The 14689-nt window shown below is 40.0% G+C and carries 15 protein-coding genes and 1 other annotated feature; all 15 genes read left to right on the plus strand.

Annotated features, from left to right (window positions below; translation table 11 throughout):
• Positions 1 to 3: 3 nt before the first annotated feature.
• The 15 genes from cdd to RBQ60_RS01490 all read left to right on the plus strand — a co-directional run bounded on the left by cdd (position 4) and on the right by RBQ60_RS01490 (position 14687).
• Entirely contained in the window at positions 4 to 396 is a 393-nt protein-coding gene (gene cdd, locus RBQ60_RS01420) for a cytidine deaminase (RefSeq protein WP_307884824.1), read from the plus strand.
• An 11-nt stretch (positions 397 to 407) separates the two neighbouring features.
• Entirely contained in the window at positions 408 to 974 is a 567-nt protein-coding gene (locus tag RBQ60_RS01425) for a uracil-DNA glycosylase (protein WP_307884825.1), read from the plus strand.
• Between the two features lie 150 nt (positions 975 to 1124).
• The gene (locus RBQ60_RS01430) at positions 1125 to 1580 is read left to right on the plus strand and encodes a hypothetical protein (RefSeq protein WP_307884826.1); all 456 of its coding nucleotides are present in this window, start codon (positions 1125 to 1127) and stop codon (positions 1578 to 1580) included.
• Positions 1577 to 2479 (plus strand): GTPase Era, encoded by a 903-nt coding sequence (gene era, locus RBQ60_RS01435; protein WP_307884827.1) that lies wholly within the window; start codon positions 1577 to 1579, stop codon positions 2477 to 2479. The genes RBQ60_RS01430 and era overlap by 4 nt, the downstream gene beginning before the upstream one ends.
• 255 nt (positions 2480 to 2734) lie before the next feature.
• Entirely contained in the window at positions 2735 to 2884 is a 150-nt protein-coding gene (locus RBQ60_RS01440) for a hypothetical protein (protein WP_307884828.1), read from the plus strand.
• 15 nt (positions 2885 to 2899) lie between these two features.
• Positions 2900 to 3628, plus strand: a complete 729-nt coding sequence (recO, locus tag RBQ60_RS01445) for a DNA repair protein RecO (RefSeq protein ID WP_307884829.1) — start codon at positions 2900 to 2902, stop codon at positions 3626 to 3628.
• Between the two features lie 179 nt (positions 3629 to 3807).
• Positions 3808 to 3989: a binding site (T-box leader), on the plus strand.
• Positions 3990 to 4069: 80 nt separating this feature from the next.
• Positions 4070 to 5458 (plus strand): glycine--tRNA ligase, encoded by a 1389-nt coding sequence (locus RBQ60_RS01450; RefSeq protein WP_307884830.1) that lies wholly within the window; start codon positions 4070 to 4072, stop codon positions 5456 to 5458.
• Positions 5459 to 5648: 190 nt separating this feature from the next.
• Positions 5649 to 6407 carry an AIM24 family protein gene (locus RBQ60_RS01455; protein WP_307884831.1) on the plus strand — a complete coding sequence of 253 codons (759 nt, stop codon included), beginning with the start codon at positions 5649 to 5651 and terminating at the stop codon, positions 6405 to 6407.
• A 423-nt stretch (positions 6408 to 6830) separates the two neighbouring features.
• Complete coding sequence (gene ppdK / locus RBQ60_RS01460; protein WP_307884832.1) at positions 6831 to 9473, plus strand: pyruvate, phosphate dikinase; 2643 nt, start codon at positions 6831 to 6833, stop codon at positions 9471 to 9473.
• 532 nt (positions 9474 to 10005) lie between these two features.
• Positions 10006 to 10374 (plus strand): flagellar basal body rod protein FlgB, encoded by a 369-nt coding sequence (gene flgB / locus RBQ60_RS01465; RefSeq protein WP_307884833.1) that lies wholly within the window; start codon positions 10006 to 10008, stop codon positions 10372 to 10374.
• A 28-nt stretch (positions 10375 to 10402) separates the two neighbouring features.
• Positions 10403 to 10846: a flagellar basal body rod protein FlgC gene (gene flgC, locus RBQ60_RS01470; protein WP_307884834.1), complete on the plus strand. Its 444-nt coding sequence runs from the start codon at positions 10403 to 10405 to the stop codon at positions 10844 to 10846.
• A gap of 16 nt (positions 10847 to 10862) precedes the next feature.
• Positions 10863 to 11165 carry a flagellar hook-basal body complex protein FliE gene (locus RBQ60_RS01475; protein ID WP_307884835.1) on the plus strand — a complete coding sequence of 101 codons (303 nt, stop codon included), beginning with the start codon at positions 10863 to 10865 and terminating at the stop codon, positions 11163 to 11165.
• A 69-nt stretch (positions 11166 to 11234) separates the two neighbouring features.
• Positions 11235 to 12830, plus strand: coding sequence for a flagellar basal-body MS-ring/collar protein FliF (gene fliF / locus RBQ60_RS01480; protein WP_307884836.1), 1596 nt, complete (start codon positions 11235 to 11237; stop codon positions 12828 to 12830).
• 2 nt (positions 12831 to 12832) lie between these two features.
• The gene (gene fliG / locus RBQ60_RS01485) at positions 12833 to 13843 is read left to right on the plus strand and encodes a flagellar motor switch protein FliG (RefSeq protein ID WP_307884837.1); all 1011 of its coding nucleotides are present in this window, start codon (positions 12833 to 12835) and stop codon (positions 13841 to 13843) included.
• The gene (locus RBQ60_RS01490) at positions 13827 to 14687 is read left to right on the plus strand and encodes a FliH/SctL family protein (protein WP_307884838.1); all 861 of its coding nucleotides are present in this window, start codon (positions 13827 to 13829) and stop codon (positions 14685 to 14687) included. The genes fliG and RBQ60_RS01490 overlap by 17 nt, the downstream gene beginning before the upstream one ends.
• The last annotated feature ends 2 nt before the right edge of the window (positions 14688 to 14689 follow it).

Below are 14689 nucleotides of genomic sequence, written 5' to 3' on the forward strand. Positions count from 1 at the left end.
TTTATGGAAAATCATGAACTGGTGGCATTGGCAAAAACGGCTATGGAAAGAGCCTACGCTCCTTATTCAAAATTTCAGGTAGGAGCGGCTTTATTGGCTAAGGATGGCCGTGTGTTTCTTGGGTGCAACGTGGAAAATGCTTCTTTTGGTGCCACCATTTGTGCCGAAAGGACGGCAGCAACAAAGGCAGTTTCAGAGGGGGCACGGGAGTTTGAAAAAATTGCAATTGTAGCCGGCTCTGGAGATTATGCCGCACCCTGTGGTATTTGCAGGCAGTTTTTATACGAATTTATGCCTGACGGAGAAGTGATTTTGGATAGTGACGAAGAAGGCATGAAGGTAGTGAGACTTAATGATTTCTTACCCATGGGCTTTCGTGGTGAGGACATAAAATAGGCGGGGATAGTATGGCTGAAAAGAGCTGGGAAACCTTAGAAGGAGCTTGTCGCAGCTGCAAAAAGTGCAGACTTTGGGAGTTGCGTACCAATGTGGTTATTGGTAAAGGAAACCCGAAGGCGGATATTTTGTTTATTGGTGAGGGCCCAGGCCAACAGGAGGACTTGCAAGGGAAGCCTTTTGTCGGTGCGGCAGGGCAGTTGCTAGATAAAATGCTGGCTAGTGTAGAGCTTTCCTTGGATGATGTATACATTGCCAATATTGTGAAGTGCCGTCCCCCGGGAAACAGGGATCCTTATGATGATGAAAAAGAGGCTTGTTTGAACTTTTTAAGGTATCAGCTTAAGTTAATTGAGCCGAAGATTATTGTTTGCTTAGGCCGTGTGGCGGCCTGTACCATCATTGACCCTGAATTTCGCATTACACGGCAAAGGGGGCAATGGTTTTCTGTGAAAGGCTATGAATTTATTGCAACCTATCATCCTTCGGCTCTTTTGCGAGATGAGGAGAAAAAGCGGCCTGCTTGGGAGGATATGAAGGCGATTCGCAAAAGGTGGGACGAGCTTAAGGGAATTTAGGCAAGGGAATTTTCATGCTAGGCAAGGGAGCGATTTTTATATGAATATTTGCTCGTTGTATAAGTTTTAGGGGTTAAGTTAAGGTTTAAATACTTGCGAAAAATTTCATATATGGATACAATAGAGAAAATTAAAAGGGAGGAAGATATCATGGACGCTTTAAAAGAAAAGTTTGCACAAATTGAAGTGAAAGCCAACGCAAGAACCATGGAAGAAGTGGTGGCGTATATAGAGGAAAACTGGAAAGCAGAGCGAGTAAAAATCAGAGAAAAAGACTATATTATTCATTATAAGAACGCCATGGAATTTATGAAGCAAATGGGCAGAAGCACAGAAGGTGTGCAGGAAGAAATCAGAAGATATGCCCTGCCTAATAAAATTTGTGTTGTTTTGGGAATGAAGTCTGAATATATGACAGCGGAAGCGGGAATGAAGTATTATCAGGCGCTAACTTTAGTCAAAGGACTGACACAAGAAGATATTGATACAAAAAATGACCGCTGGTTGCAATATATGATGCTGTTAAGTATGCAGCAAAAATGGGAAGCACAGGAAGCGGAATACAAAGCATATATAGAAGCAGAGAAAGCAGAGGGGCAAGCATGAAAAAATTTCACTCCGGTTTTATCTCCTTAGTTGGCAGACCCAACGTAGGAAAGTCTACGTTGATGAACTGTCTCATTGGAGAAAAAATCGCCATTACGTCGCATAAACCACAGACAACACGAAATAAAATCACCAGTATTTTAACAAAAGAGGATTTTCAGTGCGTATTTTTAGATACCCCGGGAATTCATAAGCCCAAGCATAAATTGGGGGAATTCATGGTGCGTTCTGCGGAAAATACCTTTAATGAAGTTGACTTGGTTTTGATGCTCATTGAGCCAACGGAAAAGGTAATGGAAATGGATCAATATGTCATTGATCGTTTGGAGAATGTAAAAACCCCTGTGGTATTGGTTATCAATAAAATTGATACCATTGAGAGGGACAAGCTGCTTGAGGTAATTGATGCTTATCGTAAGTTGTATTCCTTCGCAGAAGTGGTTCCTATTTCTGCCATGAAAGGCAGTAATACCGATGAATTGATGCAAGTAATTAAAAAATATTTACCCGAGGGGCCTCAGTATTTCCCTGGGGATATGGTTACCGACCAGCCAGAAAGACAGATTGCCTCTGAAATTATCCGTGAAAAGGCACTTTATATGTTGCAGGAAGAAATTCCCCACGGTATTGCAGTAGAAATTATGTCTATGAAAAAACGTCAAGATCAAAATATGGTTGATGTTGAGGCCACAATTTATTGTGAAAAAGATTCTCATAAGGGAATTATCATCGGAAAGCAAGGCAGTATGTTAAAAAAAATTGGTTCCCATGCAAGAAGAGATATGGAGCGATTGTTAGGCTCTCCCATCTATTTGCAGCTTTGGGTTAAGGTGAAAAAAGATTGGAGAGACAGTGACTTTTTACTGAAAAATTTTGGATATGACAAGCGAAATATCTAACTGTATGAAAAAGTTTTTTGTGAAACATTTTTGGGAATGGGAAGTAATAAAACGGTATGGAAGCCTTGATACTGGCTGTTTTCTTCGGTAGAAATAAATTCGCAACAGTAGAATTTAGTGCCAAAATCCCCGAGTTTTACAAATGTATTGTTTATCCATAGTCTGAATCGGCTCGTTTTTGGAGCCGTTGGCATTTATTTACCTGTATGCTTTTGATTTTGCTCCATAACCTAATGTATGAAAGGGGACGGTTTTATGGACAATCAAAAAACGAAAGCATACTGGCAAAAGTTTGTGCAAACAGGTCAAATTGAAGACTATCTACGGTACAAATCCGGTATGGGAGATAAGCCAAATCCCCGTAGGAGAATATCTGATAGCTCTAAAAACAAAGAATTTTATTGAAAATGAGGGGAAAAAGTGGGTGTAGTTAAGCTAAGGGGTATTGTAATTTCTGAAAGCCAAAAGGGCGAGAGCAGCAAACGAATTCTGGTTCTGGCAAAGGGAATTGGAAGGGTTGTTTTGACCGCCCGAGGGGCGAAGAATACCAAAAGTAAGTTGTTGGCTGGTACACAGCTTTTTTCCTATTGTGATTTTCTGGCTTTTGAGGGTAAGGGTTTTTATTCTTTAACCCAAGCTGATTTAATTGAAAGTTTTTATGGAATTCGAATGGATATGGATAAGCTTGCCGAGGCAGTATATTTAGCTGAGTTGATGGAGCGAACTTGTCCTATGGGAATGGAGCAGGATGAAACGCTAAAGCTTCTTCTGTTTGCTTTGGTGGTGTTGGAGAAAACGAAGACACCGCCAAGGCTCATTTCTCGTATTTTTGAAGTGAAATATTTACAGATTTCAGGCTTATTATCTAACGGAGGGTGCATGGTTTGCGGAGCTGGCCAAGAGCCTTTATTCTTTCATGAAAAAGACGGTGAATTCCTTTGTAAGGAGCACTGCAGTGGGGGCGAAATCTCTTTGCTACCAGCTGTTCAAAAGGCAATCACTTTTATTACCCAACGGGAGGGGAAACAGATTTTTGCGTTTACCTTATCCCCAGGTGCTATGATGCAAATGGATTATATTTTGCAACGATACTTGGAGGTACATATGGGGGTGCGCTTAAAGAGCCGTGAATTTAGCAAAGGTTTATAATTTTTTAGAAGTTAAGTCTGTGAGACTGTGCTCCTGAAGGGAATGAGACAGTAAAAAGGGTAATAAAAAGTGACAATACTGGTGTATCATTTACTTTGAATAAACCTTTGACTTCTTTCAAACTTGCAAATGGGTATTGACAGAAATCTGGGAAAGTGATAGCATAAGGGCTAAATCGAATAACTGCGATGAAAAAGAGGAGTATCCGTAGAATGTTTTCAGAGAGTCTTCGCTAGGTGGAAAGAAGACAGCAGAGTACGGAGAAGGGCACTTTGGAGCAGGACTTCACAAGAGTGGATTTATGCAACCAGCATAAATCAATAAGGGTGGAACCGCGGAAGATATGACTTTCGTCCCTTGCTTTTATAGCGAGGGAGGGAAGTTTTTTTATTTCTTTTCCTCAGTAAAAAAATGATTGACTTTTTTGAAGGAGGAATTATCATGGCAGAAAAAACAATGGAAAAAGTAGTAGCGTTAGCGAAAAACAGAGGTTTTGTTTACCCCGGTTCCGAAATTTACGGCGGTTTGGCAAACACTTGGGATTATGGCCCAATTGGTGTTGAGCTAAAAAACAACATTAAGAAGGCTTGGTGGAAGAAGTTTATTCAGGAAAGCCCTTATAACGTTGGTGTAGATTGCGCAATCTTAATGAACCCTCAAACATGGGTTGCTTCCGGTCACGTTGGTGGCTTTAGTGATCCGTTGATGGATTGTAAAGAATGTAAAGAACGTTTCCGAGCAGATAAATTAATTGAAGATCATATTGCACAGCATGATATGCCTGAAATGGTGGTTGATGGTTGGAGCAATGAAGATATGAAGAAATTTGTTGACGAGCATACTGTGGTTTGCCCTTCTTGTGGTGCCCATAACTTCACAGATATCCGTCAGTTTAACTTAATGTTCAAAACATTTCAGGGTGTTACTGAAGATGCAAAAAACGTTGTATATCTTCGTCCTGAAACAGCACAGGGTATTTTTGTAAACTTTAAGAATGTTCAGCGTACCAGCAGAAAGAAACTTCCTTTCGGTATTGGTCAGGTAGGCAAGTCTTTCCGTAACGAAATTACACCCGGTAATTTTACCTTCCGTACAAGGGAATTCGAGCAAATGGAATTAGAATTCTTCTGTGAACCAGGCTCTGATTTACAGTGGTTTGAATACTGGAGAAACTTCTGTAAGGATTGGTTATTAAAACTGAATATGAAGGAAGAAAGCATCCGTTTGCGTGACCATGAACAGGAAGAACTTAGCCATTACAGCAACGCAACAACAGATATCGAGTTTAAGTTCCCCTTTGGTTGGGGCGAGCTTTGGGGTATTGCTGATAGAACAAATTACGATTTGAGATGCCATCAGGAAGTTAGCGGTCAGGATATGACATATTTTGATCAGGAAAAGAACGAAAAATATATTCCTTATTGCATCGAGCCTTCCTTGGGTGCCGATCGTGTTACATTGGCGTTCTTATGCGAAGCTTATGATGAGGAAGAAGTTGGCGAGGGTGATGTAAGAACAGTATTGCGTTTCCATCCTGCCGTTGCACCTGTAAAGGCGGCGGTATTGCCTCTTTCCAAGAAGTTGAGCGAGAAAGCAACGGAAGTATATGCAATGCTATCTAAAGAATTCAATTGCGAATATGATGAATCTGGTTCTATCGGTAAGCGTTACCGCAGACAGGATGAAATTGGTACACCTTTCTGTATCACATTCGACTTTGAATCTGAAGAAGGTCAGAGTGTTACCGTTCGTGACAGAGATACGATGGAACAGGTAAGAATGCCTATCTCTGAATTAACAGCATATTTGAAAGAAAAAATGGAGTTTTAATTTTAAAGAATATGTGCACCCCGACCTTAGTTGGGGTGCTGTTTTTATGTTTGCTGAGGGTGTAAAAGAGAGGGAAAAGGGATTGTAAGTCTTAAATTTGTCTTTAGATTTATGATAAGTCTTGAGAATAAGGACTGAGTGGCATATCATGAAACAACAAGCTAAAAAGGACTTGAGGGGAGCGTTTAAAATGGTTACTTGTAAGAATCTCTATGATAATGAAAACATGAAACAAATCAGTGAAATGGGACAGTATAAAGTATTTGAGCATCACAGGGATATGAGTGTTATCCCAGAAACGGCCATGTCTGCTTATTTTGCTTCAAAAATGAATGTAAGACGCAGACAGGTACTAGTTGAGCTGGCTGGAGGAAGCTGTATTGTACAGGGAGGTTTGATGCAATGGACAGCAGGGCAGGTGCAGCTAACCAGCGGTATTAAAGGCGTAGGTGATTTTCTTGGAAAAGCAATCGGTTCTAAAGTAACCAAGGAATCTGCTGTCAAGCCTGAGTATAAGGGGCAAGGATTGGTTATGTTAGAGCCTACATTTAGTCATGTCCTTTTGGAAGATGTCTCGAAATGGGACGGGATGGTATTGGATGACGGACTGTTTATGGCTTGTGATGGAACGGTAGAACAAAAGGTAGTTGCCAGAGGCAGTTTATCATCAGCAGCTTTGGGGAATGAAGGGCTATTTAACCTCTGTCTCAAGGGCAAGGGCATTGCCGTTTTGGAGAGCCCAGTCCCTAGAGAGGAGCTTTTAGAATTTGTATTAGAGGATGATGAAATTAAAATAGATGGAAACATGGCCATTGCTTGGTCTAATTCTTTAAAGTTTACTGTAGAGCGATCTTCGAAAACCCTTTTGGGTTCTGCAGTTTCTGGGGAAGGTCTGGTCAATGTTTATCGTGGTACAGGGCGAATTTTGTTGGCACCGACAACCCGATGAGAGATCAAAAATGGGACTTTCTGGTATTAATCTAATTTGCTTTAGAAGTTATTGCAATTTTCCTTAAAACAATGTATACTTATGCCTTATAGCGATAAGCTTAAAAAAGAAAAAACCTTGAAGCAGAAATTTATGTGGGACATTCAACGTCCCATGATGCAATATGCTGACTGTAATTTGCAGTCGGCATATTTTTTTTGGCAAGATGGGGTAAAAATGAGGATTTAATAGGGGATTTTATTGCATAATGACAACTGAGTGTTTTTTATTTAGAACAATAAAGTAGAATGGACTATTTCCCTCTAGGAATTTCGTTGAGATTTGGAAATGGAAATGATATAATTTAATTGAATTGGTCTTCCAGATTATTTTTAAGAAGAAATTTTAGTCTTACATCCAAATGGAAAACAGGAGGTAGTGTGTATGAGCAAGAAGTATGTTTATATGTTCAGCGAGGGCAACGCATCCATGAAAAACCTTTTAGGTGGTAAGGGTGCCAACCTTGCAGAAATGACAATGTTGGGTCTGCCTATTCCTCAGGGCTTTACCATTTCCACAGAAGCCTGCACAGAATACAACGAAGGCGGCAAAAAGCTGACTAAAGAAATGATTGCAGAGATTGAAGTGGCTCTTGGCAAGCTTGAAGAAATCGCTGGCAAAAAGTTGGGTGATCCCGAGAACCCCCTTCTGGTTTCCGTACGTTCTGGCGCGAGAGCGTCTATGCCTGGTATGATGGATACTGTATTAAACCTTGGTTTAAATGACGTATCTGTGGAAGGGTTGGCAAAGAAAACAGGCAACCCTAGATTTGCCTATGACTCTTACAGAAGATTCATCATGATGTTTGCAGACGTTGTTATTGGCGTTTCCAAATCCAAATTTGAAAGAAAGCTTGATGAATATAAAGAAGAAGTTGGCGTACGCATCGACACCGAATTAACAGCGGAAGACCTGAAAAAGGTTACAGAAATGTTCAAGCAGATTTACTTTGATGATCAGGGAAAAGAATTCCCTCAGGATCCTAAGGATCAATTGTTTGAAGCGGCTATGGCAGTTTTCCGTAGCTGGGATAACCCTCGTGCATTCGTATACAGAAGAATGAACGATATTCCTTATAGCTGGGGTACTGCGGTTAATGTACAGATGATGGTATTCGGTAATATGGGTGATACTTCTGGCACAGGCGTTGCCTTTACAAGAAATGCTGCAACTGGTGAAAAAGCCATGTTGGGTGAGTACTTAGTAAATGCACAGGGTGAAGACGTTGTTGCAGGTGTTCGTACACCAAACCCTATTGCGAAGCTGGCAGAGGATATGCCCGCTGTTTACGATCAATTTATGGAAATTGCAAATAAATTAGAAAATCACTATAAAGATATGCAGGATATGGAATTTACCGTGGAAGAAGGTAAGTTATATTTCTTGCAAACAAGAAATGGCAAGAGAACTGCAAATGCTGCACTGCGTATTGCCGTTGAAATGGTAGAAGAGGGTCTGATTACAAAGGAAGAAGCTTTGATGAAGGTTGACCCTAAGCAGTTGGATCAAATTTTACACCCTGCCTTTGACCCGAAAGCATTAAAGGCGGCCACACCTTTGGGTAAAGGACTGCCCGCATCCCCTGGTGCGGCAGCTGGTAAGGTTTGCTTTACTGCGGAAGATGCAAAATTACAGGCAGAAGGCGGTAACAGAGTCATTTTGGTTCGTCTGGAAACTTCCCCTGAAGATATCGAAGGTATGGCTGCGGCGCAGGGTATCTTGACTGTACGCGGTGGTATGACCTCTCATGCAGCTGTTGTTGCCCGTGGCATGGGTACTTGCTGTGTATCTGGCTGTGAAGAAATCAAGATGAATGAAACAGCAAAAACGTTCAGTTTGGGTGGAAAGACCTTTAAAGAAGGGGAATATATTTCCTTGGACGGTTCTACCGGTAATATTTACGGCGAGGATATCCCTACGGTTGACCCTGAAATTAGCGGTAATTTCTCCAAATTCATGGTTTGGGCCGACGAAAAAAGATCTCTTAAGGTTAGAACAAATGCTGACACACCTCATGATGCCCAGACAGCAATTGACTTTGGTGCAGAAGGCATCGGCTTAACAAGAACGGAGCATATGTTCTTTGAAGGCGATAGAATTATGAAGTTTAGAAAAATGATTCTTTCTGACACAGTTGAGGAAAGAGTGGCAGCGTTAAAGGGCATTGAACCTTTTCAGAAAGAAGACTTCAAGGGTATTTATCAGGCTATGCAGGAAAGACCTGTAACAATTCGTTTGCTGGATCCTCCTCTTCATGAGTTTATGCCAAACACAGAAGAAGAGTTTGAAATTTTGGCAAAGGAAACAGGTAAAACTGTGGAAGAGTTGAAAGTAAAAGCAAGGGGCTTACATGAATTAAACCCTATGATGGGCCATAGAGGCTGTCGTTTGGCGGTAAGCTATCCTGAAATTGCCCAAATGCAGACAAGAGCGATCATTGAGGCGGCAATTGAAGTTTCTACTGAAATGAATATCAATATTAAACCGGAAATTATGATTCCTTTGATTGGCGAAATTAAAGAATTAAAATATGTGAAGAACACTGTGGTTGAAACGGCAGAAATGGTTATGGCGGATAAGGGTAAGAAGCTTGAATACCTTGTTGGTACCATGATTGAAATTCCTAGAGCTTGTTTGACAGCAGATGAAATTGCTACGGAGGCAGAGTTCTTCTCTTTCGGTACAAACGATTTGACGCAGATGACCTATGGTTTATCTCGTGATGATGCTGGTAGAATTTTATCAGATTACATTGATAGAAATATTTATGAATGTGACCCTACTGCAAGATTAGATAGAACCGGCGTTGGTATGTTGATGAAGTGGGCAGTTGAAAAAGCATTGCCTGTTCGCCCTGATATCCACTTGGGTATTTGTGGGGAGCACGGTGGCGATCCTTCTTCCATTGAATTCTGCCACTTAATTGGGTTGGACTACGTTTCTTGTTCTCCTTTCCGTGTTCCAATTGCAAGATTGGCTGCGGCCCAGGCTCAGATTAACTACCCAAGAGAAACAAGAAAACACTAATTTTACTCAAAAAGCTGAAGTGCAGAAATGTGCTTCGGCTTTTTTTGTTCTGGTTACAAAATGATTGGTAAGGTGTGTGAATTGGCTTTTCTTGGTTACAAAATTTTTAAAGGGGGATACTTTTGCCTCTGTTGAAACTATTTGTAATGGGGCAAAAACCATACGTTTTTAGGCAGGTTTTTTGTAATAATTTAATAGTTAATACTAAATTATACAAAAATAACTATATAAAATAGTTTTTATGTCATTTAACATAAAAAATAAGGGATTAATGTTGCTTTTTACCAGAGATTTCTCTATAATTATACACAGCGGAAATAAAATGGTTTATTGTTTGAAGTACGAATCCTATACCAAAGAAGCTAAATTAACGCTGACCAAAAGGTATGAATTTGTACTTTTATGTTGTTTTATAGCAAAAGTTGGTTACACGCATAATTATTCTAATGTAATTCAAGAAATGTGAAAAAATGTAAGTAATATGTTTACATAATTTAGTAGTTATTACTAGGAAGAAGAGAGGTGCATATTTTTGTTTAACAATTCGGTATTGATGTCTCAAAGAATGGCAGATTATTTGTGGCAAAAGCAACAGGTGACACTAAATAATATAGCCAATTCATCTACTCCTGGTTACAAGGCGCAGTATGTAACGTTTCAGGAAGAATTAAAAAGTAAAATAGATTTTTACGGTCAGATGGGAGCTAGTAAAATAGGGGATGGAATAGGGGACACTTCTGTAAGAGTACATACAAAAAAAGACGAATCCAGTCGTTTGGACGGGAATAACGTCAACATGGATGTAGAGCAGGTGGAGCTGGCAAGTGCCCAGATTCAATATCAAATGACAATCGATAATATAAATTTCGAATTCAATAGACTTCGTAGTGTAATTAAATAGTTAAAATTCAACGTTAGGAGGGGGATTTGTGGCTTTTTTAAACGGCATGAATATCAGTGCATCAGGCTTAACGGCACAACGGGCTAGGTTGGATGTAATTGCAGAAAATATATCTAATGTGAATACCACAAGAACAGAGGGTGGCGAAGCATACAGAAGACGTATGGTAGTTTTTGAACCCAGGAACGAAGGAAGTTTCCAGGAGATTTTCAGTAGAACAGCTAGGGGGAAATATACAGGTCAGCAGGGGGTTGTTGTTAACGAAATTATTGAAGATGAAAGCCCTTTTAAGTCGGTATATGATCCGACCCATCCCGATGCCGATGAAAGAGGATATGTTATGATGCCAAATGTGGATCTTTTGAAAGAGACCATTGATGGTATGGAAGCATCCAGAGCATATGATGCCAACGTTACAGCGTTTAACGCATTGAAAGCAATGGCAATAAAAGGACTTGAGGTTGGTAAATAAACATTGGAGGTAAGTCATGGAAATTTCATCACTGAATCGATTGGATCCGATCCAATTGTTAGAACAAGCAAATGTAAGTAATAAAGGGCAGGACAAACAGTATGATTTTAGAAATATTTTCTCTGAAGCGGTGTCTAATGTGGTAGAAACTGATAAGGCTTTGGCCAAAGAGCAATATTTGTTTGCCACCGGCCAAAGTGAAGATACCCATTCTTTGGGATTTGCAGCTTCAAAGGCACAGATTTCAGTGGATTTATTAGTTACTTTAAGAAATAAAGCGTTAGAATCATATAATGAGTTAATGAGAATAAATCTGTAAATTTACAACACAGGTGCGCAATACAGAACAGCCTGAGAATAAAATTATAGAGTTAAGAGGGGTACCATTTTGAATACGAAATTAAAGGAATTGGTGGAAAAAGGTAAGTATCAATATCAAAAAATCACCCCAAAGGCACGAAAGCTAATACTGGGTGGTACTTGTTTGGTTATACTTTTTTCAATAGGGATTGCTATTTTTTTGAATAATAAACCGTTTGAAACACTTTTTAGTGGGTTAAATCAGCAAGAAGCCAGCGAGATTATAGAAAAGCTACAGGGCATGGGTGTAGACTATAAATATGGGAATGATGGTGTAATATCAGTTCCAAAAGAACAGGAAGAAAAACTGAAAGCACAGCTTGTATATGAGGGCTACCCAAAAAGTGGTTTTACATATGATGTTTTCAAGGAAAACATAGGGATGACCACCACGGATTTTGAAAAGAATAGCTATAAGTTGTTTGAGCTTCAAAATCGAATGGGTGCCACCATTCGGCTTTTTCAGGGGGTAAAAGATGCAAAGGTTACGATAGCCTTGGCAGAGGATCAGAAATATGTTTTAAATGAAAAAAGCGTGCAAAAAGCACAAGCATCGATTGTAGTCATTATGGAGGATGGGGGGTCTCCCACTGCGGAGCAGGTGAAAGGGATTCAAAGATTGGTCTCAAAAAGTATTCCTTCCATGGAAATGACAGATGTTGTAGTTTTAGATGGAAACGGAAATGATGTTTCTTCTAATGGCGATAGTATCGCTGAAGGTGCAAACAGGCTGAAGCTTGAGTTTGAAAAGCATATGGATGATGCCATTCGTACAAAGATACTCACGGTGCTAAGCCCTATTTATGGTGCGGATAACGTGAAGGTTTCCGTAAGAACAACGGTTGATGTTGATAAAAAGATTAGAGAAATTATAAATCATGAAACGCCAATCGAAGGTTCTGAAAAGGGCATCCCTGGCACAGAGTCAAGTGGCCTTGAGGTAGTAAGGGATGGAAATACAGCTGGGGGTGTTCCCGGAACACAGTCAAATGCTGAGGTACCTACCTACACCCAAGTGGAACGAGACGACACAGAATCATATTATAAAGAAGAGAATACCATTGATTATTTGGTAAATCAGCTTACTGAACAGGCACAAATTGACTCGGGTAGTATCAAAGATATCTCCGTGTCCGTTGCCATTAACAACGAAACCATCGGAAATATTACAGAACGGGATTTAAGAGGCTTGATCGGGAATGCTGCTGGTATTGAGCAGGAAAGTCAGGCAGACAAAATTGCCATTGTTGCGGCACCATTTTTTGAAAGTAGTCCATTGCCAGCAAATCTTGATGATATTGGCAGGAATAATTGGATTATTATTGGTGCAATTGCCACGGGAGTACTGCTTATTATTTTAGTTATCGTTATTTTAATTATATCAAAGAGGAGAAAGAGAAAGAAACAGATGGCTGCTGTTGACGTAAAAAGAGAACCATCTATTTCTCCTGATGCATATTTAAAACAACTGAAGCAAAAGCAACAAGAAGACGCTGAAAATAAGATACTAAATCTTTCAAATGAAAAAGGCTTGGAACTGAAAAATAAGGTTCGAGATCTAGCGGGAGAAAATCCTGAAATTTCAGCACAGCTCATTAGAACTTGGTTAAGAGGGGGAGAATAAAATTGGCGAAAGAAAATACTATAACACCGGAACAGAAGGCTGCTGCGGTTGTTATCTCCCTTGGTGCAGAAAAGGCGGCGCAAGTCTATAAATATCTGACGGAAGATGAAGTTCAAAGATTAACCGTAGAGGTGGCAAAATTAGGGTTTTTACCGGCAGAGGTTACGGAAGACATTTTGGACGAGTTTTATAAAAACTGTATGCTCCAAAAAGTTGTTACGGAAGGCGGTATGGAGTACGCTAAATCTGTTTTGGAAAAAGCCTTTGGGGAAGACGTGGCAAGCACCTTATTAGGCAAGGTAGAGAAAACACTTAAGTCCAGAGTATTCTCTTTCTTAAGTAAGTATGACGATTTGTCAATTTTCTCTATTTTGAGCAATGAAAGACCCCAAACCATTGCTTTAGTTCTCTCTTATATGGATTCAGGTAGGGCGGCAAATATTATTGCCGGTCTGCCTGAAAATAGAAAGATTAGCGTTGTTGAGGCCATTGCCAGAATGGATAGTGCGGCACCAGAAGCGATGAAAATTGTTGAGAGAGAAGTGGAAAAGAAACTTTCCTCTGTAATGACTACAGATTACACCAAAATTGGTGGTATTGATTATATCGCCGAAGTAATGAACTATGTTGACAGAGGCGACGAAAAATATATCTTCGATGAACTGAGTAAGAAGGATGTTGAACTTGTTGAAGAAATTCGTAAGAAGATGTTTGTATTCGAAGACATTGTTGGAATGGACAATCTTTCTATTCAGAGGGTTATCCGTGAGGTTGACCAGAAAGACCTGGTATATGCGCTTAAGGGTGCACAGAGCGAAGTTGCAAGTGTTATTTTTGGAAATATGTCTGTTCGTATGACAGAAACCATTAAATCTGAGCTGGAAATCACAACCAATGTTCGTGTGAAAGATGTTGAGGATGCACAGCAGAGAATTGTTAGCGTAATCAGAAAGCTTGAGGATTCGGGTCAGATCATAGTTTCTAAGGGTGGAAAGGATGATATTATTGCATAGTGATGAATCAACAGTAGGCTCCTTCCCGTTTGCGCAATTTGGGGCTGAAGTTGAGGAGAAGGAGCATACCTGTCAAAGGGGTTGTGAAATTGTCCTTCCTGACTTTACGAATGAAGTGATTGAGGAAGTAGAAATTGAATTGGAAGAACCCCAAGAGGAGTGCCCCCCTGAACCCATAGAAAACAGCTTGCTTTTAATAGAATTAGAAAAAAGGGAAGCCGAACTTCTTGCAAAAGAGGAAAAAATACTTGCCGAAGCCCAAAAAAAAGCAGATGATATGATAAAGCAAGCCCAACAAGATGCTGAGGAAATAAAAGAAAAGGCCTTTAACCAAGGATCTCAAGAGGGTTATCAGGATGGCTATGAAAAAGCTTATGAGGAGCATAAGGCAGAAACGGATGAGGAGACTGCTGTTTTTCTCCTCCAGGCAAGGGATATTATTCAAGCATTTGAAGAAGAGAAGGAACTGCTGCTTTCCCAAAATATTGATGAACTAAAGGAGTTAGCCATCGCTGTTGCAGAAAAGGTGATTCACGTTAGTTTAAAAACCAGTGGTGAAATCATTAAAAAGATGATTGTAACTGCCACAAACAAAATGAAATATAAAGAATGGGTAAAAATTTATATTTCTAAAAGCGATTCTTCTTTAATTGTACAGTCAAATGCAGACTTACTTGATGCACTTTCTCATGTGTCGGAGCATATTAAGGTAATTGTCATGGAAGACTCTGCACCGGGAACCTGTATTATTGAGCTGCCGGATCAAATAATTGATGCCAGTGCAAGTACCCAAATTGAAAATATCAGGGGGATAATGAAGAGTGTAGGAACTCGGAGGGAATAATA

This window comes from Anaerotignum sp. MB30-C6 (assembly GCF_030908465.1).
GTDB lineage: Bacteria > Bacillota > Clostridia > Lachnospirales > Anaerotignaceae > Chakrabartyella.